Annotated in this window: 19 protein-coding genes; 6 read left to right on the top strand and 13 right to left on the bottom strand. The window is 70.1% G+C overall.

Going from position 1 to position 21,031, the window contains the following annotated elements; all coding sequences use genetic code 11:
- Window positions 1-115 precede the first annotated feature (115 nt).
- Window positions 116-829 (top strand): DUF4328 domain-containing protein, encoded by a 714-nt coding sequence (locus ACRYCC_RS31300; protein ID WP_433817341.1) that lies wholly within the window; start codon window positions 116-118, stop codon window positions 827-829.
- A 100-nt stretch (window positions 830-929) separates the two neighbouring features.
- On the opposite strand, the gene fabG is transcribed toward ACRYCC_RS31300, so the two are convergent.
- Complete coding sequence (gene fabG, locus ACRYCC_RS31295) at window positions 930-1,664, bottom strand: 3-oxoacyl-ACP reductase FabG (RefSeq protein WP_433817340.1); 735 nt, start codon at window positions 1,662-1,664, stop codon at window positions 930-932.
- A 184-nt stretch (window positions 1,665-1,848) separates the two neighbouring features.
- On the opposite strand from fabG, the gene ACRYCC_RS31290 reads away from it, so the two are divergent.
- Window positions 1,849-2,691, top strand: coding sequence for a hypothetical protein (locus ACRYCC_RS31290; RefSeq protein WP_433817339.1), 843 nt, complete (start codon window positions 1,849-1,851; stop codon window positions 2,689-2,691).
- Complete coding sequence (locus ACRYCC_RS31285; RefSeq protein ID WP_433817338.1) at window positions 2,688-3,125, top strand: OsmC family protein; 438 nt, start codon at window positions 2,688-2,690, stop codon at window positions 3,123-3,125. The genes ACRYCC_RS31290 and ACRYCC_RS31285 overlap by 4 nt, the downstream gene beginning before the upstream one ends.
- A 46-nt stretch (window positions 3,126-3,171) precedes the next feature.
- Here ACRYCC_RS31285 and ACRYCC_RS31280 read toward each other — a convergent pair whose 3' ends face one another.
- From ACRYCC_RS31280 to ACRYCC_RS31230, 11 genes are all read right to left on the bottom strand, one after another.
- Window positions 3,172-4,326: an acyl-CoA dehydrogenase family protein gene (locus tag ACRYCC_RS31280; RefSeq protein ID WP_433817337.1), complete on the bottom strand. Its 1,155-nt coding sequence runs from the start codon at window positions 4,324-4,326 to the stop codon at window positions 3,172-3,174.
- Complete coding sequence (locus ACRYCC_RS31275) at window positions 4,319-5,008, bottom strand: enoyl-CoA hydratase/isomerase family protein (RefSeq protein ID WP_433817336.1); 690 nt, start codon at window positions 5,006-5,008, stop codon at window positions 4,319-4,321. The genes ACRYCC_RS31280 and ACRYCC_RS31275 overlap by 8 nt, the downstream gene beginning before the upstream one ends.
- A complete protein-coding gene (locus tag ACRYCC_RS31270; RefSeq protein WP_433817335.1) occupies window positions 5,005-6,009 on the bottom strand; it encodes an LLM class flavin-dependent oxidoreductase in 1,005 nt (334 codons plus the stop codon). Before ACRYCC_RS31270 ends, ACRYCC_RS31275 begins: the two co-directional genes overlap by 4 nt.
- Before the next feature lie 132 nt (window positions 6,010-6,141).
- Complete coding sequence (locus tag ACRYCC_RS31265) at window positions 6,142-6,459, bottom strand: NIPSNAP family protein (protein WP_433817334.1); 318 nt, start codon at window positions 6,457-6,459, stop codon at window positions 6,142-6,144.
- Complete coding sequence (gene npdG, locus ACRYCC_RS31260; protein WP_433817333.1) at window positions 6,456-7,118, bottom strand: NADPH-dependent F420 reductase; 663 nt, start codon at window positions 7,116-7,118, stop codon at window positions 6,456-6,458. The genes ACRYCC_RS31265 and npdG overlap by 4 nt, the downstream gene beginning before the upstream one ends.
- 75 nt (window positions 7,119-7,193) lie before the next feature.
- Window positions 7,194-8,015: an IclR family transcriptional regulator gene (locus tag ACRYCC_RS31255; protein ID WP_433817332.1), complete on the bottom strand. Its 822-nt coding sequence runs from the start codon at window positions 8,013-8,015 to the stop codon at window positions 7,194-7,196.
- 26 nt (window positions 8,016-8,041) lie between these two features.
- On the bottom strand, window positions 8,042-8,512 hold the full coding sequence (locus tag ACRYCC_RS31250; RefSeq protein ID WP_433817580.1) for a VOC family protein: 471 nt from the start codon (window positions 8,510-8,512) through the stop codon (window positions 8,042-8,044).
- A 41-nt stretch (window positions 8,513-8,553) separates the two neighbouring features.
- Window positions 8,554-10,149, bottom strand: coding sequence for an AMP-binding protein (locus tag ACRYCC_RS31245; protein ID WP_433817331.1), 1,596 nt, complete (start codon window positions 10,147-10,149; stop codon window positions 8,554-8,556).
- A complete protein-coding gene (locus tag ACRYCC_RS31240) occupies window positions 10,131-11,585 on the bottom strand; it encodes an aldehyde dehydrogenase family protein (RefSeq protein WP_433817330.1) in 1,455 nt (484 codons plus the stop codon). The genes ACRYCC_RS31245 and ACRYCC_RS31240 overlap by 19 nt, the downstream gene beginning before the upstream one ends.
- A 14-nt stretch (window positions 11,586-11,599) precedes the next feature.
- Window positions 11,600-12,487 (bottom strand): LLM class F420-dependent oxidoreductase, encoded by an 888-nt coding sequence (locus ACRYCC_RS31235; RefSeq protein WP_433817329.1) that lies wholly within the window; start codon window positions 12,485-12,487, stop codon window positions 11,600-11,602.
- A 31-nt stretch (window positions 12,488-12,518) separates the two neighbouring features.
- Window positions 12,519-13,703 carry a CaiB/BaiF CoA transferase family protein gene (locus tag ACRYCC_RS31230; RefSeq protein WP_433817328.1) on the bottom strand — a complete coding sequence of 395 codons (1,185 nt, stop codon included), beginning with the start codon at window positions 13,701-13,703 and terminating at the stop codon, window positions 12,519-12,521.
- Window positions 13,704-13,974: 271 nt separating this feature from the next.
- Between ACRYCC_RS31230 and ACRYCC_RS31225 the strand changes: the two genes are divergently transcribed.
- Entirely contained in the window at window positions 13,975-14,544 is a 570-nt protein-coding gene (locus ACRYCC_RS31225) for a TetR/AcrR family transcriptional regulator (protein WP_433817327.1), read from the top strand.
- Window positions 14,545-14,604: 60 nt separating this feature from the next.
- The gene (locus ACRYCC_RS31220) at window positions 14,605-18,147 is read left to right on the top strand and encodes a multifunctional oxoglutarate decarboxylase/oxoglutarate dehydrogenase thiamine pyrophosphate-binding subunit/dihydrolipoyllysine-residue succinyltransferase subunit (RefSeq protein WP_433817326.1); all 3,543 of its coding nucleotides are present in this window, start codon (window positions 14,605-14,607) and stop codon (window positions 18,145-18,147) included.
- A gap of 107 nt (window positions 18,148-18,254) precedes the next feature.
- Here the strand turns inward: ACRYCC_RS31220 and ACRYCC_RS31215 are convergent, their stop codons facing one another.
- On the bottom strand, window positions 18,255-19,772 hold the full coding sequence (locus ACRYCC_RS31215; protein ID WP_433817325.1) for an alpha/beta hydrolase: 1,518 nt from the start codon (window positions 19,770-19,772) through the stop codon (window positions 18,255-18,257).
- A gap of 135 nt (window positions 19,773-19,907) precedes the next feature.
- Between ACRYCC_RS31215 and ACRYCC_RS31210 the strand changes: the two genes are divergently transcribed.
- Window positions 19,908-21,029, top strand: coding sequence for a sensor histidine kinase (locus ACRYCC_RS31210; RefSeq protein WP_433817324.1), 1,122 nt, complete (start codon window positions 19,908-19,910; stop codon window positions 21,027-21,029).
- The last annotated feature ends 2 nt before the right edge of the window (window positions 21,030-21,031 follow it).

Raw genomic sequence — 21,031 nt, 5'->3', positions numbered from 1 at the left:
GGCTTCGGTGGGCGTGGGCGTGTTCACGATCTTCGTGCCGCTTTGGGTCTAGGATCCGGGGGTCCGCTGCAAGATCCCGTCTCATGCCGGGGTCGACGATGCCCTGGAGGAAGACGTGACCTCGCCCAACCCCTGGCAGGTCCAGGGCCAGTTTCCCGATGGTCCCGACCTGGGTGCCGGGGACGGGCCGATGCGGCCGACCTCTGCTCTCAAACTGGCCGTCTGGGCCGCCCTGGCCGTCTGGTGCGTGGTGCTGATCGCCGAGGCGATCACGGCGCAGCTCCAGCTTGACGTCATCGCCTCCGCCGATGCCGATCGCGCGGACGTCCGCTCCTACGACAACCTCACCCTGGCACTGACGATCTGGGAGTACTGCGCCACCGCACTGGTCGCCACCGCGCTCATCAGCTGGCTGTTCCGGGTACGCGCCAACGCGCTGGTGATCCGGGACGACGGCCAGCGGTGGAGGAAATCGTGGCTCGTCCTCGGCTGGTTCGTGCCCATCGTGGCCTTCTGGGTACCCAAGCAGGTCGTGGACGACATCTGGACGGCCAGCAAGCCCGCTCAGCAAGACCGGCCGGGCAGCGGTAAGCACCTGCTGGTCTCGGCGTGGTGGCTCACCTGGATGCTCTACTGCTTCCTGGGAACCTTCGCCTACAAGGACATCGGCACGGGCGGCGATCTGGTCTCGCTGCGCGACACCGCGTCCGTCACCTTGTTCCTGTCCTTCCTCGGGCTGCTCCCCGCGCTGCTGCTGGCACTCGTGGTCTGGAAGGTCAGCCGGTTCCAGGACACGCAGACCGCGCGCATCACCGCCGCCCTGGCCTGAGCGTCGGGCACTCACCGGCCGGCGCGCCGTCGTGACCGGCGGCCGATACCGACCGGTCTCTACTGCAAGAGCGGACAGTCCCTCGCCGGTGGTCGCTTCTTCACATGTGCCGCCCGCCGGTGACCTCGAGCACGGTGCCGGTGACATAACTCGACATGTCGGAGGCCAGGAAGCAGGCCACGGCCGCCACCTCGGCCGGCTCGCCGAATCGGCCCAACGGGATCTCGGTGAGCTTCTGCTGCCAGATCTCCTCGCGCATGGCCTCCGTCATCGGGGTCCTGATGAGGCCGGGCTGAATGGCGTTGACCCGCACACCCACGTGCGCGACCTCCTTGGCCGCGGCCTTGGTCAGGCCGACGATCCCGGCCTTCGCCGCGCTGTAGTTCGTCTGCCCGGCGTTCCCCACCTTCCCGGAGATGGACGACATGTTCACGATGGAGCCCCCGCCGTGCTCGCGCATGTGCGCAGCCGCCGCACGCGTGCCCAGCCAGGTTCCCTGGAGATGCGTCTCGATGACGAGGCGGAACTCGTCCAGCGCCATCTTCCGCATGGTCGCGTCGCGCAGGACACCGGCGTTGTTGACCATGACGTCGAGCCGCCCGAACGCCGTGAGGGCGGCGGGGACGAGTCCCGCGACTTCCGATTCGACGGTCACGTCACACCGCACGGCGACCGTCGCCTCGCCGAGTTCGTCGGCGGTGTCTTGGGCGGCCGCCAAGTCCGTGTCGGCCAGAACCACCCGCGCTCCCTCCGCCACCATCCGCTGGGCGATCGCACGGCCGAGCCCGCGGGCCGCTCCCGTGACGACGGCGACTCTTTGGTCCAGCAGGTTCACGCGATCTCCTTCGTCGGCCGGCGCAGCGCGTTCAGCGCCGCCCAGGGGTGGGGTGCACATTTCGAATCACCCACCGGAACCCGGTGCGCAGCAGTACAGAGTTCATAATAGTGGATTAAGTTCGCTATCATGAACTCCATGTCGGCATCGCCACCGCTTCGCGGTGGCTCAGACGGGAGTGGCCTTGATTCTCCTCGGGTACCGCGATCGCAACGTGCATGAGCTGCTGTGCCACGAGGTCGCCCGGCGCGCGGGCTACTACGACCTGCTCGGTGTGGAGGTCAGGGCGGTTCCGGCGTCGGACCACCCGGAAGCGCCGCTCTCGGCAGGGCTCGGCGGATCGCTGGTCGAGTCGATTCAAGGGCGACGACGGTGGAGGGTGGCGCTGGTCCATACGGTTCACCCGCTGTTCTGGATCTGGCGGCGGGAAGCGCATCCGGCCCTGACCGGCCCGACCGTCGTGGCCGGGCATCCCGAAGGGTCGATCGTCTTGGCGTTCACCACGCGGCTGCTGACCGGTCATGGCTCCGGGGGCACCGCGCCTTCAGTTCTGCACTTCCCACCGGGCGACGAGGGCGACCTCGACCGGCTGGAGGCACTGAGATCCGGAGCGGTCGACGCCGCGGTGCTGGGCTCCAACTTCGCGCCGAGCACCCTCTCCCGGCTTGGACTGACTGCATCGTTGTTTTTCGGTGACACCCTCAGGTTTCCGACTGCCGGCGTCGCCGTCGACCTGGACATGACCTCTGTCGACGATCCCTCTGTGCAAGCGGTCGTCGCCGCACAGCAGGCGGCGATGCTGAAGGTGAGGTCCAGAGATCCGCTGGCCTTGGAGGCGGTGGCATCTTTTCTCCACCGGAGCGACGGGGACGATGCGCTGCGGTTCCTGGGTGACTACCTCGCACCTCAGTACGGCCCTGATCTCCCGGACGTCCGGGCCGCCGGGGCGAAGGCGCTCGCCTGGCTCACCGAAGAGCTGAATCCGGCAGAGCCCGTTGCCGCTGACTTCTACGCGGGGATCCGATGAACGCGGCCCGGCGGGAGCACCTGGTCGTCGAAGCTCGGCCCGTGAGCCGGGGCGTCCACGTCGCCGCGCGCGGACACGGGCTGACGGTCGACGAAGCCGCCCGGTACGGCGGGCACGACACCGGCGCGAATCCCGTCGAGCACTTGCTGGCCGGACTTGCGTCCGCGTCGCTGGTCGTCCTCCGGCTTGTCGGCGAGGGTGCGGTGGCGGAGTCGGCGACGCTCCGGGTGTCTGCCTCCCTGAACGTCGATCGCGTCATGGGTGCCGATGACGGAGCGATGTTCGAATCGATCCAGCTGGAGTGGGAGGTGGAGAGCGAGTCGCACGCCGAGCGGTTGCGGGCGGCCCTTCCCCTGCTCGCCGCCCGCCGACCAGGACAGGCGCTGGTCGATGCCGCCGCCGTGTCCGATGAGGTGGTCTCCGTCCGCGTGTGAGCGTTGGCGGACGGATACCGGTGGGGCGTACTCCCGCCGGCCGCGCTCACGCCCCGACGCGAAGTCCCATGGAACGCGCCACGTAGTCGAGCTGCACCGACGGCGGACCCGCGACCACACGTGCGATGATGCCGTCGGAGTGGTGCATCGGGAGCGTGTGATCCCGGACGTAGCCGTAGGCACCCTGGATCTGCATCGCAAGAGCCGAGGACTCCGCGTAGATCTGTCCGCAGAGGAACTTGGCCATCGTGCTCTCGACCTCGCACGGCACGCCTCTGTCGAACAGCTCGGCGGACCGGCGTACGGCACAGCGCGCCGCGTCCAGACGGACGTGCATCTCCGCCAGCGGCAGTGACACGCCCTGGTACGACGAGATCGGCTTGCCGAACTGTTCGCGTTCGTTGGCGTAGGTCACGGTCATGTCGATGACGGCCGACGAGCTGCCGACGAACCCGGAGCTGATCATGATCCGTTCGAGAACGAGTCGCTCCTTCAGGATCCGCCACCCCTGCCCGACCTCGCCGAGCAGCGCGTCCTCGGGCAGCACCACGTCACGCAGGAACACTTCGTAGATGCCGCTGATGTTGCGGCCGAGAGCCGGCATCCGCCGGATCTCGATGCCGGGAGTGTCCGCGGGCACGAGGAAGACCGCCAGATGATCACGCTTGCGCCCGCCGTCGCCGACCTTGGCGACCAGCTCCATGACCGTGCCGGGCAGACCCGCGGCTTCGCAGTAGGTCTTCTGGCCGTTGAGGACCCACCCGCCTTCCGCGGGTTCGGCCTGAGTCGACACGCTCGCCGCGTCGGACCCCACGTCGGGCTCGCTCACGGCGATCGAGAACCGGCCTTCGCCTCGTAGCACCGGCTCCCCGTACTTCGCCTGCTGTTCGGGCGTCCCCCAGCGCTGGAGGTCCCGGATGCCACTGAGGTTGAGGTTGAACAGCGCAACGAGGTCCGAGCTTCCTCGGCCGATCTCCTCGCACAGCGCGGCCAGGAGCCCCGCCTGGCCTTCGACAGGGCCGTCGGCGACGATGTCGTACCAGCCGAGCGCCGCGATCTCGCGGTACAGGTCGACCGGGTAGGAGCCCTCCTCGTCCCAGATACGGACGTCTCGCTCGGACGCGTGCTTGGCGAACAGTGACCGCGCCGTCTTGCGCAGCTCGATCTGGTCCTCGGACTCGAGTGTCGGGGTACTACTCATGCGCGTGCCTTTCTTGAACGTGAACGGAGCCGGCGCTCTGCTTGAGCACCCGGAGCAGTCCGGGAGCGGAGCGTGCGAAAAGGTCGGCCAGGCCCTGGGCCCGCTCGCCCAGGAGGTCCGGCGCCATCGCCTCGACCAGGCCGGCCAGCGCCCGGTCGCCTGCTCGGAAGGACTCACCCGACCCGAGGAGGCGCAGCGACCTGACCGGGCCGGCGACCTCGTGGAACCGCCGGACGATCGGTTCCGGCGGAAGGAAGCCGAGCGCGAGCTCGGGGAACTTGAACAGCGCGTCCTCGGCCGCGAGGACGACGTCCGCGGCGAACGCCAGCCCCCAGCCACCGCCCACGGCGGGTCCGTGGACGACTGAGATCGCCACCGGGAACGAGCTCACCAGGCTGATCGCGTTCTCGATGAGGTCACGGCGCAGAGTGGGCTTCCCGATCGAGGTGCCGTCATCGGAGCGCAGGTCCGCACCGGCACAGAACGCGGTGCCCTCGGCACGCAGGACCAGGACCGTGACGCCGGCGGCGACGCACTCCTCGAGGCGGCCGATCAGCGCGTTCAGCAGGTCGATGTTCAGCGCGTTCTTCGCCGCCGGGCGGTTCAGGGTGACCGTGGCGATCGGCCCGTCCCGGTCGAGAAGGCAGAGGTCCGCGTGCGTCATCGTCCCGGAGCCGCTCATGCGAGCCCCCGGAGGACGCGACCGGTCAGGAGCTCGACGGCCTCACGAGGGTTCGGGCCGACCGGCGCCCCGATGTAGGCCTCGGTGAAGCCGGCGCCGCGGGCGTGGTCGAGCAGCTCGCCGAGCGCCGAGACGCAGTCGTCGGGAGTTCCGGACACCACGAGCTGGTCGGCGATCGCCTGGGGCAGCAACTCGGCGGCCCGGTCGACGCCCGCCCCCTCCTGGACCGCGGCGCGGGTCGCCGCGTAGTCGGCCTGCTCGAATCCGACCCGCTGCAGGTTCTCGTGCGGCTGCTGGCTGACGATCAGGGTCGCCTGGCGCCTGGCCGCGGCGTTGGCGGCGTCCCGGTCGGCCGAGACGGAGAGGTTCACGCCGTAGATCCGGGCGAACTCGGCTCGGTCGCTGCGCGTGCGCCCCCTGTCCAGGCTGTCGAGGTTGCTGACCGCGTCGAACTGCCCGCTGCGGAACGCCGCCAGGCTGTGCGCCGGGAAGTTGCTCGCGCAGATCACACCGTCGGCCCACTCGCCGGCCATCTCCAGGATCTTGGGCCCGGTCCCGGCGACGACCACCCTGACTTCGGCGTTGTCGACCCAGGGAAAGCCGACCTTGCCGTCCGGGCGCATCCGCAGCCGGGCGCACGTCACCGGATAGTCGCCCAGCCGGACGTACTCGCCCCGCCACAGAGCGCGGCAGAGCCGGATGAGCTCAGTGACGCTCTCCACCGGATTCTCCCGGGGCATGAGAGCGCTCACCAGACCACCTCCGGTGCCGATGCCCATGCTCACCTGCCTGCCAGGGGGCATGAACTCGGCGAGCGTGGCCATCGTCGAGGCCTGCTCGAGCGGGTTGCGGCCGAACGGGAACGTCACGGCCGTGCCGACACCGGCGCCGGTCCGTGCTGCCACCGCCCCGAGGACCGCGGCGACGCTGCGCGACTGCAGCTGGTCGGTCACCCAGACCGTCTCGAATTCCCGTGCGGCCAGCTCGGCAACCTGCACCATCTCGGGCGCGCCGGCCCAAGCGTGAAGTTGGATGCCTTTGATCACGTGAACACCCGATTCATATTACTGAACAGAGATCATTATTTGGAACAGCCTAGGGACGTAGCCGTACGAGGGTCAAGGACCGGCGAGTCAAGAGATGACGTAGTCGGGCGTGGTCAGGTACTTGATCGTGATCGATTCGATCAGCGGGCCGTCGTGCTCCGTGCTCGCCTTGATCGCGAGCCAGCGCGGGTCCGCGGCGAAGCGCTCCCAGTGCCGCCGGGCCTCGTCGATGCTCGCGAACCGGCAGAGGTAGGAGATCCGGTGCCGGTCACCCGTCTCGTGCCAGAAGCCCTGAACGTCGAGCCCGACCTCCCGGAAGAGGTCGAGCGTCAGGTCGGCGAACCGGCGGTGCAGGTCCTCGGCACGCCCCGGGACCGCGACGTACTCGCGCAGCTCGTGGATCATCGCTCGATCCCGGCGATAGCGACCCCCGAGCGGACCTTGTAGCGCCGGTTGATGCCGATCAGGACCGCGGTCAACGGCTCGAGCTGGCCCGCGAGGCGGAGCGAGCCGACGTCGATGCCGGGCCGGCCGGTGATGGCTGAGGCGAGCTCGACGACGATCTCCTTGGCCTCCTTGCTGTCGCCGCAGACCAGGACGTCCTCGTGGTCGAGAACGTCGTCGCTCTCCCACAGGCTGACCGCCGACAGGTGGTGGAACGCGCCCACCACCCGCGCTCCCGGCACGACCTCCTGGGTCTGCTGGGCCGCGCTCCCCTCCTCGACCACGAGCCCGTATGCGCCACGCGCGTCGAAGCCGAGCGGGTTGACGCAACTGACGACCACCTTGCCGTCGAGTGCGCCGGCGAGCGAGGCGATCAGGTCGCGGTGGCCGTCCCAGGGCACCACCACGAGGACCACGTCTGCGGCGCTCACCGCGGTCTCGTTGTCCGTCCCGGAGACGTCGCCGCCCGTCCGGTCCCGGAGCTCCTGGGCGGTCACCTCGGCGCGGTCCGCCGAGCGAGATCCGATGACGACGCAGTGGCCGGCCTCCGCCAGCCAGCGCGCGAGGCCCCGGCCCTGCGGCCCGGTGCCGCCGATGACAGCGATCTTGTGGAACTTCATGTCGGTGTTTCCTGTTCTGGACACGGCGAGGACGCCGGTGCGACCTGCAGTCGTACCGGATCCTCTGCGTCGGGATCAGCCGGTCAGGCCCTCTGGACGACCGACGGTCGGATAGCCGGGGGGCACGGTTCCCCCGCTGCGGGTCGTGATCGCGTTCGCCGCTTCCACGAGGAAGCCGGACATCTTCTCGATGTCGCCGATGGTGAAGTCCTGCCCGATACCGAGCAGGGTGATGAAGAGACACGGGTGGGCGTCGCGGTCGAAGACCGGGAAGCCGACCACGTTGAGCTCTGGCCGGTAATCCCCGAAAACGGCCCAGTGCCCCTGCTCACGGATGCGTTCCAGCTCACCGGCGTCCAGCGCGGGACCGGAGGAGGCGCTCGTACCCGCCCAGGCTCCCGCCAACCGGCTCAGCAAGGGGGCGGTGCTGTCGAACCGCGCGCCCACCTCGATCGTGACCTTGATGTCCTTGCGGCTCTCGATCTTGGAGATGGCGGTGAAGTGCCCGTCCGGCATGGGCTGGATCGCCAGGCAGGCGAGTCCGGTCCGCTCGGCGAGCCGCTCCATGAAGGGGCGCGCCTCAGTGACCGCCGTGGTGCGCGTGATCGCGGCCACGCCGAACTCGATGAGGAGCGGACCCAGGTTGTACAGGCGCGTCTGCGGGTCGTAGCCGACCAGGCCTTCGGCCACCATCGTCCGGAGCAGGTTGGAAGCGGTGCTCTTCGCGAGGGAACACCGCTCGGCCAGTTCCGTCAGGCTGGCGCCGTTCGGGCGCCGGACGAGAGCCTCGAGCACCCGGGTCGCCCGGGTCACCGCCGGCACGAGCAGTCCGGCAGGGGACTCCGCCGCACCGGCCTCGTGGCCCTGCGCGGCACCCAGGCTTTCGTCCGTGCTCACTTCGGCATGCCTCCTCTGGAAACGCGTTACCTGACGGTAGCCGCATCCCCGATCAGTTCGGCGAAGTGGAACAGCGTGCCATCGGGATCGCGAGCGAAGAGCAGTTTCCACCCGTTCACGCCATCCGGTCCCATCACCGTCTGAGGCGTGTGCAGGAACTCTACGCCGTCCACCGACAGCCGGTCGTACTCGGCCTGGATGTCGTCGGTGAGGATGGAGAACCGGCACAGACCCGGCACGAGCAGGTCCGCGTTCGCGGTCCCGTCGGAACGGGCGTCGCGCCACTGGATGAGGTCGAGCAACGCCTCGTCCGGGGAGTCGTTGAGCCGCAGATGGGCGAATCGGAGCTTGCTCGCGCCGTCCACCATGAAGGCACGCGCCAGGTTCGCGTCGTCGATCTCCTTGTCCTGGATGACTTCGAACCCGACCTTCCGGTAGAACTCGATGGACGCATCCATGTCGGTAACATTGATGCCTACGTGCCAGAACTTCCGCACGTCAGTCACTTCCTTTCCCTGTTGCGGACTGGTCTGAGAGTTCAGCGCCTTGCCGGCAACTCCCTGCGAAGGAGCTTTCCGGTCTCGGTACGCGGCAGCTGATCGACCACCTCGATGTCGCGTGGCCGCGCATGCGGTCCGACGGTGCCCGCCACCAGTTCCCGCAAGGCCGCTTTGAGGGAGTCGTCCAGCTCTGTCTCGTGGAGCTGCACGAACGCCTTGATGTGCTGGCCGATGGCGGCATCCGCGACGCCCACGACCGCCGCGTCCTCGACGGACGGATGCAGCTTCAGCGCCTGCTCGACCTCGCCGGGCCCGATGCGGTAGCCACGGCTCTTGATCACGTCGTCGACGCGGCCCAGGTACTCGAGCCGGCGCCCGAAGGCCCGCCGGGCCAGGTCACCGGTCCGGTGAATCTGCCGGTCGACCACCACCGGCCGCCCGAGCGCCGCGTCCCACACGCCGAGCATCGCGACGGGGTCCGGCAGGGACAGGGCGATCTCGCCCACCTCGCCGGATCCGACCTCGGCACCGGCCTCGTCGAGCAGGACGATGCCGTGTCCGGGGTACGGCGCACCCATGGTCGAGTCGTCCACCGAAGCGAGCACCACCGAGTCACCGATCAGCGCGTTCGCCTCCGTCTGGCCGAAGGCCTTGTTGACCGCGGCGGCGAGGTGGCGACGCGCCCAGGCCATCTCGGCCGCACCGGCGGGTTCACCGCCGGTGACCACCGCCCGAAGGCGGCGACGCGGGTGCTGCCCGTGGGCGGCGAGCAGCCGCAGGACCGACGGCGGGAGGAAGGCGGTGGTCACCCCGTACCGCTCGAAGACGGCAAGGGTGACAGCCGGATCGAAACGCTGCTGCCGGAACGCGACAACGGGCACCCCGAACGACCACGGCACCAGGAGTCCCAGCATGAGCCCGCCGACCCAGCCCCAGTCCGCCGTCCCGTAGTAGACGTCGCCGTCCTCGAAGAGCTCGAAGGCGAAGTCGACGCCGGCATGACCGAGCAGGACCCGGTTCGCGTGCACGATGCCCTTCGGGTTCCCGCTGGTGCCGGAGGTGTACATCAGCAACGCCGGCTCGTCGGCCGAGGGCCGGTAGGGGTCGATCGGCTCCGCCCGGCGGGCCTCGTCGAGCAGGTCGTCCCGCGACGTCGAGTCGGTTGTGAGCACCGTGACGTCCGTCGTCGCGGCCTTCGTCTCCAGCAGTCGCCTCGAACCGGCCGAGTCGGTCACCAGGATCGACGCTCCGGCGTCGCGCAGCCGGTGCGTCACCGACAGGCCGCCCAGGAGCCTGGGGATCGGCAGGATGACCGCGCCGGCGGCGAGCACGCCGCAGACGACCTCGGCCGCGACCTGCGACGGGTCCAGGTACATCGCGACGCGGTCGCCCGGCCGCACGCCGCGGTGGCGCAGCGCCCCCGCGATCCGGCGCACCGTGTGCTGGATCGTCCCGAAGGTCACCCCTTCGGGACCGTGCGCTCCTTCTCTCAGGATCGCGACCCGCTCGGGGTCCTGGTCGAAGAGCGCGTCGCGCACCATCGAGTAGCCGGGGTCCGCGACCCAGCCGGCGCTGTCCCGTGCATCGCGGAGCCGGGAGACGACGGGCCGCACGCTCAGTCGATCCTCACCCATACGCTCTTCTCCTTGGTGAAGCTCTCGACCGCCGTCTGCCCGAGGTCGCTACCGTGGCCGCTGGCGCGGAAGCCGCTGTACGGCGATGCCGGGTTGAGCACGCCCCAGCTGTTGACCCAGACGTTCCCCGCGTCGAGGACCTGCGCGAACCTGAGCGCTCGGCCGACATCACGGGTGAAGACGCCGGCCGCCAAGCCGTAGATCGTGTCGTTGGCCAGCGTGATGGCCTCGTCCTCCCCCTCGAAGGGGAGCACCGACAGGACCGGGCCGAAGATCTCCTCCTGGGCGATCCGCATCCCGGCGGTGACGTCGGCGAACACGGCCGGCCGGTAGAAGAAGCCGGGCTCGTGGGGAGTCGGCGCGTCGGCGCTGCCGGCCACGAGCCTCGCTCCCTCGGCCACGCCGGAGGTCACGTAGGAGTGCACCGACGAACGCGCGTCCGCGTCGATGAGCGGGCCGATCTCCGTGGCCTTGTCCTCGGGGTCGCCGACGCGCGCGGCCTCGACCTTGTCGACCACCAGGCTGAGCACCTCGTCGTAGATCGGTCGTTCCACGAGCAACCTGCTCGGCGCCGTGCAGGTCTCGCCCTGGTTGCTGTACATCGCCTGGAAGACGAGCGCGGCGACCGCCTTGGGTGAGGAGTCCGCGAAGGCGACCAAGGCCGACTTCCCGCCGAGCTCCAGCGACGCGGTGATCAACCGGTCCGCGGCCGCGCGACCGATCTGCCGCCCGATCTCCGTGGAACCCGTGAAGGTGAGCTTGCCGACCCCGGCGTGCTCGACCAGTGCGTTGCCGGCCACCGAACCCCTGCCGGGCAGCACGTTGACCAGCCCCGGCGGCAGCCCCGCCTCGAGAGCGAGCTCACCGAGGGCGACCGGGACCAGGGGCGCCAGCTGCGCGGGTTTGAGGACGATCGCGTTGCCCATCGCGAGTGCCGGCGCGATCTTCCAGATCGCCTGCACGGCGGGGAAGTTCCACGGCGTGATGGCGCCCACGACACCGATCGGCTCCCGGACGGTGTAGTTGAGGAACCGTCCGGGCGCAGGCGTCGTCCGCCCTTCGATCTTGGTGACGAGTCCCGCGAAGTACTCCAGGGTCTCGATCATCACCGGGAGGTCGATTGCGCGCGACTCGCGGATCGGCTTGCCCATGTCCCGGGTCTGCAGCAACGCGAGCTCGTCGGCGTGCCGCTCGACCAGCCCGGCGTACCGGGTGAGATGACGGGCCCGTTCGGAGGGGCGCATCCGCTGCCACTTGCGGGCGGCGTCGTGCGCCGACCGGACGGCACGATCCACGTCGTCGACGGACGCCTCCGCGACCGATGCCAGCACGGCGCCGTCGGTGGGGTTGATCGTGTCGAAACGTGCCCCGGTCGAAGCCTCGGCGACGAGTTCCCCGCCGAGGACGAGGGGAACCTTGTCGGTGAACGCATGCATGACTGTCACTCCGATCAGGGCAGCCGGTGGGCGGCGGGCAGGACGGCGTCGGCGAGCTCCTGGAGTTCGTCCATCGCGTGCTGGAGGGTCTCGTGCTCGAACGAGGTGTCACAGACGAAGTGGGTGACGCCCTGGTCGCCGTACGCCTCGATCGTCTCGGCGGTGTACGGCGCCGTGCGCAGCGGGCGCGCCGTCAGGGTGATCTCGCTCATGTCGCGACCGGCCTCCGCGACGTAGCCCCGCAGGGTCGTGAGGTGGCCGGCGTACTCCTCCGGTCCGATCGCCAGCGGGTGCCAGCCGTCCCCGATCGCGGCGATCCGCCGCAGCGAGGCGTCGCTGTAGCCGGCGAACCACACCGGGATCGTGCCCCGGGTCGGCTTCGGGTACATCTTGAAGTCGTGCAGGTCGTAGAACTCGCCGCTGAAGTCGACCTCGTCCTCGGTCCACATGTGGCGCATCGCCTTCACCATCTCGGTGGTCCGGCGGCCGCGGTCTTTGAAGGGCGCACCGAGCAGCTCGAACTGCTCCTTCATCCAGCCGACCCCGATGGCCACGGTGAGCCGCCCGCGCGAGAGCACGTCGATGCTGACCAGGGTCTTGGACGTCTGCACCAGCGGACGCCACGGCAGGATCAGGCAGGAGGTGCCGAGCTCGACGCGCTGGGTCGCGGCCGCGGCCCACGTCAAGGAGGTCAGGCAGTCCAGGTACGGCGTATCGGGCGACCAGAGGAACTTCCCGTCCGCGGTGTAGGGATAGGGCGTCTCGACCTTCGTCGGCAGGGCGACGTGATCCGTCATCCAGAGAGAGTCGAATCCGACCTTCTCCGCGAACCGCGCGATCTCGGTGATCGCCTCGGGTCCCGCCCACGGTCCCGCACCCGGAATCCTGATTCCGACCTTCATCAGACTTCTCCTCTCTCATGTCCTGCGTCTGTCATCGGACGACGGCGGCGGCCATCAACCGGGCGATGTCTTCCTCGCCGTAACCGAGACCCGCGAGGAGCTCGATCGTGTGCTCACCCACGGACGACGGCGGCCGGCGGATGCTTCCCGGGGTCCGGTCGAGCGTGATCGGGATTCCGGGCACCCGGAGATCACCGAGTTCGTCATGGGCGATGTCCACCACCAGGTCCATCGCGCGGATCTGTGGATGCTCGACCGCTTCGTCATAGGCGAGGACAGGAGCACAGATGATGTCGTGGCCCGCCAGCAGCGAGACGATCTCGTCACGATCGTGGGCGGCGAACCAGGGCGCCAGGGCGGCGTCGATCTGGGCCGCATTCTCGAGCCGGTGGGCGGCGGTGTCGAAACGCGGATCGTCCAGCAGTTCCGGCCGGCCCGTCGCCTGCACCAGCTTGCCGAAGTGCCGATCGTTGAAGGCCACGACGTGCACCGAGCCGCCATCCCTCGTCGGGTAGGCGTTGTACGGCGCGTAAAAGTTGCTGCCGTTCCCGGGCCGCTCCTGGACGTAGCCGGCGAGCAGGAACTGCCCGAGCCAGGGGCTCTGCAGGTGGAACAGTGCGCCGACCAGGGAGACCGAACCGGCCTGGCCCTGCGCCGTCTGCCGGCGCGCCAGGATCGCGACCAGGGCGGCGATGGCGACCAGGTACCCGGCGGAACTGTCGGCGATCGGCGGGCCGGCCTTGATCGCCTCACCCCCTCGCCGGCCGGTGGCGGCCATGAAGCCGGTCATCGCCTGCGCGACCGGATCCATCGCAGGGCGGCCCGCGAGCGGCCCGGTGTCGCCGTATCCGCTGACGTTGAGGGCGATGAGGTGCGGATGGCGCGCGGTCAGTTCTTCGACGGTCAGGCCGAAGCGCTCGCGGACCGCCGGCAGCATGTTCTCGATCAGGACGTCGGCGCCGGCACAGAGCTCGTGGAAGATCCGGAGTCCGTCCTCGGTACGCAGGTCGACGGCGATGGCCATCTTGTTCCGGTTCACCCCGGAGTAGACGCCGCTCATTCCGTCCCGCCCCGGACCGAACGTCCGGGACTCGTCGCCGGCGATGGGTTCGACCTTGATCACCTCGGCACCGAAGTCGCCGAGGATCGACGCACCCAACGGCCCGGCCACCATCGTCGCGGCGTCTATGACCCGGATGCCTTCCAGAGCCGGCACGTTCCCTCCGTTCATTATTGTGAACTTTAATCGGTATTTCGAACACGGTAGGCGCGCGGTGGGCGAGTGTCAAGCCTCACGCCGCCATGGCGATCGAGGTGACCGTGGGGCACTCCAGCGGTTCTCCAGCCGGCACCGGCTACGGCATGATCAACGCGGACCGGGCCGCGTTCACCCTGGTGAGCGGCGTCATCGCGCCGACCCGACCGGCCCCTGCGGCCGCCGTACCGTCTTATTTGACCTGCAGGTCTAGAAAACTTACGGTGGAGATATGGGCCGCCCCGCGAAGTTCGATCCGGCCACCGCCGTGAGCATGGCGATGGACGTCTTCTGGCGCCAGGGGTACGGGGCCACGAGCCCGCAGGGCCTGGCCGACGAGCTGGGCATCGGCAAGGGCAGCCTGTACTACACCTTCGACAGCAAGCACAATTTGTTCACCCTGGCGTTGCGCGCCTATACCGCGAAGCGCACGGCCGCCCTCGCCGAGCTGCTTGACGCGCCCGGCCCGATACGGCCCAGACTGCGTGCCGTCATCGAGGAGCTGACCGGCGCCGGCGATCACCGGCGCGGATGCCTGATGGTGAGGGCGATCACCGAAGTCGCCCAGGCGGATGAGACGGTCAACGAGGTCGGCAACGCCCTTTTCGACCGGATCGAGGAGGCTCTGTGCGCAGCGATCACCCGCGGGCGCTCGACCGGTGAGCTCACCGGCCACCAGCCCCCCGCCGACGCCGCGAGCAGCCTTCTGGCGACCGTCATCGGCACCAGCGTCCTCGTCAACGCCGGCGGCAACGCCGAACGGGTGCAGCGCATCGTGGACACCGCTCTCGAAGTCCTGTGAGGCCCGCCTCCATCCGCCTACGGGCTGAACGATACGAACAACGACACGAGGAGATCGGCGATGTCGATCCATGTGACCGGATCAGAACCCACCTCGCAGGCCGGCGCCCCGCCGCACGGCGACGCGGCCCATGTCGCGGCCTCCGCACCAGTCACCAGCCGCCCGCCTCCGGTGCCCGCCGACCTGCCGCCCGCTACCCCCGACGGTCCGGCGCCTGACCGCACCGGGGCCGCCGACCGGCACACCGAGCCCCTGCGAGGCGTCGCCAGGTCGCTGGCCGCGCACATGGACGCCAGCCTGGCGATGCCCACCGCGACCAGTGTCCGTACCATCCCCGCCAAGCTGCTGATCGACAACAGGATCGTCATCAACAACCATCTGGCGCGGACACGCGGCGGCAAGGTGAGTTTCACCCACCTGCTGGCCTGGGCGCTGGTCCAGGCGGTCAAGGACTTCCCGGTCGTCAACGTGCACTATGACGTCGTCGAAGGCAAGCCCGTCGTGGTCACCCCGGCTCAGGTGAATCTCGGGATCGCGGTCGACGTCACCCGGCCGGACGGCTCGCGCATGCTCGTCGTGCCGAACATCAAGCAGGCCGAGCAGTTGTCCTTCGGAGAGTTCTTCGCGGCCTGTGACGAGCTGGTCTCCCGCGCCCGCGCCAACCGGTTGACGGTGCGGGACTTCGAGGGGACGACGCTGACACTGACCAACCCCGGCGGGATCGGAACGGTCCACTCGGTGCCGCGGCTCATGACCGGCCAGAGCTGCGTCATCGCCGCCGGAGCGCTGGAGTACCCCGCCGAGTTCCGTGGCGCGAGTGCCCGCACCCTCGCCGACCTGGCCATCGGCAAGACGCTCACACTCACCAACACCTACGACCACAGGGTGATCCAGGGTGCCGCCTCGGGCGAGTTCCTACGCCGGATCCACCAGCTCCTCCTCGGCGACGGAGCGTTCTACGAGGGCATCTTCGCCGCGCTGCGCATCCCGTACACCCCGATCCACTGGGCTGCCGACACGGGCACAGCGGACAGGGAGCGGAAGACCGCACAGGTGGAGAAGTTGATCAACGCCTTCCGGGTCCGCGGGCATTTGATGGCCGACACCGACCCGCTGCTCTACGTGCAGCGCTCGCACCCCGACCTGGAGATCGAGAACCACGGCCTGACCTTCTGGGACCTGGACCGGGAGTTCCCCACCGGGGACCTGGCCGGGAGTGATGGGCCGGCACCACTGCGGGAGATCCTGCGAGTGCTGCGGGACGCGTACTGCCGGACGGTGGGCGTGGAGTACATGCACATCCAGGACCCCGAACAGCGCAGCTGGTTCCAGGAGCGGCTGGAGGCCCCCTACCGCAAGCCGACGCACGACGAACAACTGCGGATCCTGAACAAGCTGAACGAAGCAGAGGTCTTCGAGACGTTCCTGCAGACAAAGTACGTCGGGCAGACCCGGTTCAGCCTGGAGGGCGGGGAGTCGGCGATTCCGCTGCTGGACGCCCTGATGCGCAGGGCCGCCGAGGAGGGCTTCGACGGGGCCGCCCTGTCGATGGCGCACCGAGGACGGCTCAACGTACTGACCAATATCGCGGGCAAGACCTACGGCCAGGTCTTCCGCGAGTTCGAGGGCACCGACCGGTCCGCGGGCTCCGGCGACGTCAAGTACCACCTGGGTACGGAGGGGACCTACCGGGGCCCGGGCGGGGAACGGCTGCCGGTGACGCTGGCGGCGAACCCCTCACACCTCGACGCGGTGGACGGCGTGCTGCTCGGCATCGTGCGGGCCAAGCAGGACCGGAACCCCGGACGGCCCTACGCCACCTTGCCGGTGATCGTGCACGGCGACGCGGCCATGGCCGGGCAGGGCGTGGTCAGCGAGACGGTTCAAATGGCGCTACTGCGCGGCTACCAGGTCGGCGGCACCGTACGGGTCAACATCAACAACCAGGTCGGGTTCACCACGCTGCCCAGCGAGGGGCGCAGCTCGGTGTACTCCACCGACGTGGTGAAGGCGGTGCAGGCCCCGGTCTTCCACGTCAACGGCGACGACCCCGAAGCGGTCGTCAGGGTGGCCGAACTGGCTTTCGCCTACCGGCAGCGCTTCCACCGCGACGTGGTCGTGGACCTTGTCTGCTACCGGCGGCGCGGCCACAACGAGGCCGACGACCCGTCGATGACACAGCCGCAGACATACCGGCTCATCGAAACCAAGCGCAGCGTCCGCACCCTGTACCTCGAGGCCCTGATAGGGCGCGGGGACATCACCCGCGACGAGTACGAACAGGCACACCGCGACTTCCAGCGGCGCCTTGAGCAGGCGTTCACCGAGACCCACCGGGCATTGACGGCCACCGCGGCCGACGAGGGCGCCCCCGATACGGCGGGGTCCGAACGGACGCCCGCCCGCGAGCAGGAGACACCTGGGGAGCCGGAGTCCACCGGAGTGGCGCCCGACCTCCTCAAGGCGGTCGGCGACGCCTTCGGCCGCCCGCCGACGGGATTCGCCCTCCACCCCAGGCTCAGCCGGCTCCTCGACCGGCGGGAACAGATGTCCCGGCCGGGCGGGACCGTCGACTGGCCCTTCGCCGAACTCCTCGCCTTCGGGACCCTGCTGCTGGAGGGCACCCCGGTCCGGATGGCGGGCCAGGACTCCCGGCGCGGCACCTTCGTCCAGCGGCACGCCGTGCTGCACGACTCCGAGGACGGCCGCGAGTGGTCGCCGCTGGGCGGGCTCGGTTCCCGGCAGGCGCCGTTCAGGATCTACGACTCGCTGCTGAGCGAGTACGCGGCGATGGGTTTCGAGTACGGCTACTCGGTGGAACGTTCCGATGCCCTTGTGGTGTGGGAAGCGCAGTTCGGTGACTTCGTCAACGGCGCTCAGATCGTGGTGGACGAGTTCGTCTCCTCCGGCGCACAGAAGTGGGGGCAGTACTCCTCGCTGGTGCTGCTCCTCCCTCACGGCCAGGAGGGACGCGGGCCGGACCACTCCTCCGGCCGGATCGAACGCTTCCTCCAACTGTGCGCCGAGGACAACATGACGATCGCCCAACCGTCCACCGCCGCCTCGTACTTCCACCTGCTGCGACGTCAGGCCCACGCCAGGCCGCGCAAGCCGCTGATCGTCTTCACCCCGAAGTCGATGCTCCGCGCCAAGGGCAGCTCCAGCCCGCTGGCGGACTTCACCGGTGGCCGCTTCGAACCCGTACTCGACGACCCGTCGGTCACCGACAAGGGTGCCGTCCGCCGGGTGGTCCTGGTCAGCGGCAAGCTCTACCACGAGCTCGCGGCGCGCCTGGCGGGGCAGCCCGATCCGACGACCGCCCTGGTCCGGCTCGAACAGCTCTGCCCACTCCCCCAGCGGCGACTGAGGCAGATCATCGACCTCTACCCCGGCGCCGAGCTGGTCTGGGCGCAGGACGAGCCCCGCAACCAGGGCGCGTGGACCTATCTGCTCTCGGAACTCGCCCCGCTGCTGTCCCGGCCGCTGGCGCTGGTCTCCCGTCCGGCCTCGGCGGCCCCTGCGACCGGCTCCAGCACCCGCCACGCGGCGGACCAGGCCGACCTCGTCCAGCGGGCACTGAGCGGCTCTGCCGCCACCCGGTGAAACCTTCCGGCGGTCAACGGACGTGTCACCAGCCGCGGTCGAGGGGTGGCACTCGCTCTTGACGTACGAGGCCGCGATGGGGGGCATCGCGGCCTCGGGACGGCGGGTCAGGGATGGCAGATCGGGTCGGCGGCGGGGAGGATGCCGGTGGCCAGGTAGGCGTTGACCTTGGCGTCCACGCAGGCGTTGCCGTATTCGCCGTAGATCCCGTGGGCGGTGGTGCCGCGCAGGGTGAGCAGGCGGGAGCCGGTCAGCGCCCGGTGCATGGCCTTGCTGCCCTCATAGGTGGTGGCGGTGTCGCCGGTGGCGGACACGATCAGCGCGGGAACGGCGTTGCCGACGCGCGTGGGGCGCTCGCGCGGGCGGTTCGGCCAGAAGGCGCAGGGCCAGATGTTGTTCTTGAGGGGGCCGAAGAGGGGGTGGCGCGCGCGGCTGCGCTGGACGTCGTCCCAGTAGGTGCCGGGGTCGCGTGGCGCGGCGCGGTCGCCGCAGGTGATCGCGGCGGCCGGGCCGGCAAGCGGGGAGCCGGCGCTGGTCAGGACGAACGTGAGGAGTCCGTCGAGTTCGGGGCCGGGGTCGGCCGGGCGGCCGTGCGCGGCCTCGTTCAGGGTCCGAACGGTGGAGGTGAACTCCGCGCGGCTCGCGGGCCGGTCGTCGCCGGAGCCGACGGAGATGATGTACGGGGTCGCCTGGTCGTCCACCTCGTACGGGCCGACGCGCAGCGGGCTGTCCTCCGCGGCGGCGACGATCGCGTTCACGGTGGCGAGCACGCGGGCGGGGGTGGTGCCGAGGCCGTAGGTCCCGTGACGTTCGGCGGCCCAGGCCGCCCAGCCGCGCAGCGCGCGTTCCGCCTCGTCTTCGGTGCCCTGCATCGCCCTGGGGCCCCATTTCTGCGGGTCGCCCGCGCTGTCCAGGACCACGCGGTCGGTGCGGCCGGGGAACATCTGGGTGTAGACCGCGCCCAGGTAGCTGCCGTAGGAGTAGCCGAGGAAGGAGATCCGGCGCTCCCCGAGGACGCGGCGCACGAGGTCGATGTCGCGGGCCGTGTCGCGCGTGTTGACGTACGGGAGTACGTCGGCGTGGCGCCGGGCGCAGCGCTCGGCCAGGTCGCGCTGTACCGCCACCTGGTGATCGAACCGGGCGCGGGTCAGGCCGGCCGAGCGGAGCCACAGGCCGATGGGCCAGCCGCAGTCGAGCGGCGTGCTGCGCCCGACGAAGCGCGGGTCCAGGCCGACGAGATCGTACCGGGCGGCGACGTCCTTCATGGCCGCGCGCGTCTGCAGGGGCATGCCCAGCGTGCTCTCGCCGGGGCCGCCGCTGTTGAGGACCATGGTGCCGATGCGATGGGCGCGGTCCGTGGCGGGGAGGCGGGACAGCGCGAGCTTGATGGTGCGGCCGCCGGTCCTGGAGTGGTCGAGCGGGACGGTGAGCTCCGCGCACCGTGCGCCTGCCCGGTCGAGCTCGCCGCCGAGGGCGTCGTCGGGGCCCTGGGCGCAGGGCTTCCAGTCGAGCGGCGGGGACGGGTCGCGGTCGGCTCTGGCCGCCGGCGCAACGGCGGCGGACAGGGCGATCAGGGCGAGGGCCGGGACCAGGCGTCTGCGAGCCTGCACGAATGTCGGTTTCATGGTCGAGGACGCTAATCCGGCCGGACATCCGGCACGATACAGCCGGCCGCACCCGCGTTGGTACAGCCCGCTGTAGTGCCCGACGGGCACCGGCGGCGGATAATGATCTCCATACGGCGTCGCGAGGAGGTGCGCATGCGTGACCGTGCATTCTCCGGCTCGGCCTACCTGCTGGGCACGCTGGCCACCGCCGTGGCCACGGCGCTCGCGTTGCCGGTGCTGCTCGCACCTCCGGCGGCGCGGGGCTGGGCGGACTGGCACCGCCGGCGGGCCGGCAGACTGCTCGGCGTTGCGTCGGACGGGCGGCCGGCCGGGCGGCGGGATCTCGGCTGGGCGCTGGCGCACGTCGCCGTCGGGTTCCCGCTCGGGCTGGCCGCCCTGCTGTGCCTGGGCAACATCGTGGTCGCCGCGGTGGCGCTGCCGCTGTGGTGGGCGTTTCCCCCCGGCGAGCGCCCCACCCTGTTCTTCGATGTCCATGTGGGCGATTGGGCGACCGCGCTGGTCGTGGGCTCCGTTCAGATCGCCGTCCTCGGTGCGGCGGCCTGGTGGGTGCTCCCGGTGCTGGCGCGACTCCACGCGCGGCTGTGCCTGGCGGTGCTCGCGCAGTCGGCCCGCGAGCGGCTCACCGAGCGGGTCGACGTGCTGACCAGGAGCCGGGTCGGCGTGGTCGACGCCCATGGCGCGGAGCTCCAGCGGATCGAACGCGATCTGCACGACGGGACGCAGGCGCGCCTGGTGACCATCGCCATGCAGCTGGGCATCGCCCGGGAGTCGCTCGCCGACGACCCGGACACGGTGGCGACGCTGCTCCAGCAGGCGCACGAGACGGCGGAGGAGGCGATGGCCGAGCTCCGCACGGTGCTCCAGACGATCTACCCGCCGATCCTCGCCGACCGCGGGCTGAACGGGGCGCTGACGGCGCTGGCCGCCCGGTCGAGCGTGCCGGTCCACATCGAGCTCGCCGGCCTCGGCGCGCTCCCGGCGACCGTGGAGGCGGTGGCCTACTACGTGATCGCCGAGGCGCTGACGAACGTGACCAAGCACGCCGCCGCCACCCGGGCGGCCCTCCGGGTCGAGCGCGCCGACGACGTGCTGTCCATCGAGGTCACCGACGACGGAGGCGGCGGAGCCGACGAGGCGCGCGGCACCGGGATCACCGGGATACGCCGCCGGGTCGCCGCCCTGGACGGCACCGTCCGCCTCGACAGCCCGCCGGGCGGCCCCACCACGCTCGCCGTCCGGATGCCGTGCGCATAGTG

The organism is Actinomadura scrupuli (genome assembly GCF_050971785.1).
Lineage (GTDB): Bacteria > Actinomycetota > Actinomycetes > Streptosporangiales > Streptosporangiaceae > Actinomadura_E > Actinomadura_E scrupuli.
The sequence above is the reverse complement of the archived record's forward strand: the minus strand, read 5'-3'. Positions and strand labels throughout refer to the sequence as shown.

Coding starts and splice junctions, on each gene's coding strand:
- ACRYCC_RS31270 (WP_433817335.1), bottom strand. CDS start 6,009: ATGGTGCAGGTTGCCGAGCTGGCCGCACGGGAATTCGAGACGGTCTGG.
- ACRYCC_RS31240 (WP_433817330.1), bottom strand. CDS start 11,585: ATGCATGCGTTCACCGACAAGGTTCCCCTCGTCCTCGGCGGGGAACTC.
- ACRYCC_RS31210 (WP_433817324.1), top strand. CDS start 19,908: ATGCGTGACCGTGCATTCTCCGGCTCGGCCTACCTGCTGGGCACGCTG.
- ACRYCC_RS31275 (WP_433817336.1), bottom strand. CDS start 5,008: ATGAGCGGCTCCGGGACGATGACGCACGCGGACCTCTGCCTTCTCGAC.
- ACRYCC_RS31265 (WP_433817334.1), bottom strand. CDS start 6,459: ATGATCCACGAGCTGCGCGAGTACGTCGCGGTCCCGGGGCGTGCCGAG.
- ACRYCC_RS31225 (WP_433817327.1), top strand. CDS start 13,975: ATGGGCCGCCCCGCGAAGTTCGATCCGGCCACCGCCGTGAGCATGGCG.
- ACRYCC_RS31280 (WP_433817337.1), bottom strand. CDS start 4,326: ATGAGTAGTACCCCGACACTCGAGTCCGAGGACCAGATCGAGCTGCGC.
- ACRYCC_RS31285 (WP_433817338.1), top strand. CDS start 2,688: ATGAACGCGGCCCGGCGGGAGCACCTGGTCGTCGAAGCTCGGCCCGTG.
- ACRYCC_RS31220 (WP_433817326.1), top strand. CDS start 14,605: ATGTCGATCCATGTGACCGGATCAGAACCCACCTCGCAGGCCGGCGCC.
- ACRYCC_RS31245 (WP_433817331.1), bottom strand. CDS start 10,149: ATGGGTGAGGATCGACTGAGCGTGCGGCCCGTCGTCTCCCGGCTCCGC.
- ACRYCC_RS31215 (WP_433817325.1), bottom strand. CDS start 19,772: ATGAAACCGACATTCGTGCAGGCTCGCAGACGCCTGGTCCCGGCCCTC.
- npdG (WP_433817333.1), bottom strand. CDS start 7,118: ATGAAGTTCCACAAGATCGCTGTCATCGGCGGCACCGGGCCGCAGGGC.
- ACRYCC_RS31235 (WP_433817329.1), bottom strand. CDS start 12,487: ATGAAGGTCGGAATCAGGATTCCGGGTGCGGGACCGTGGGCGGGACCC.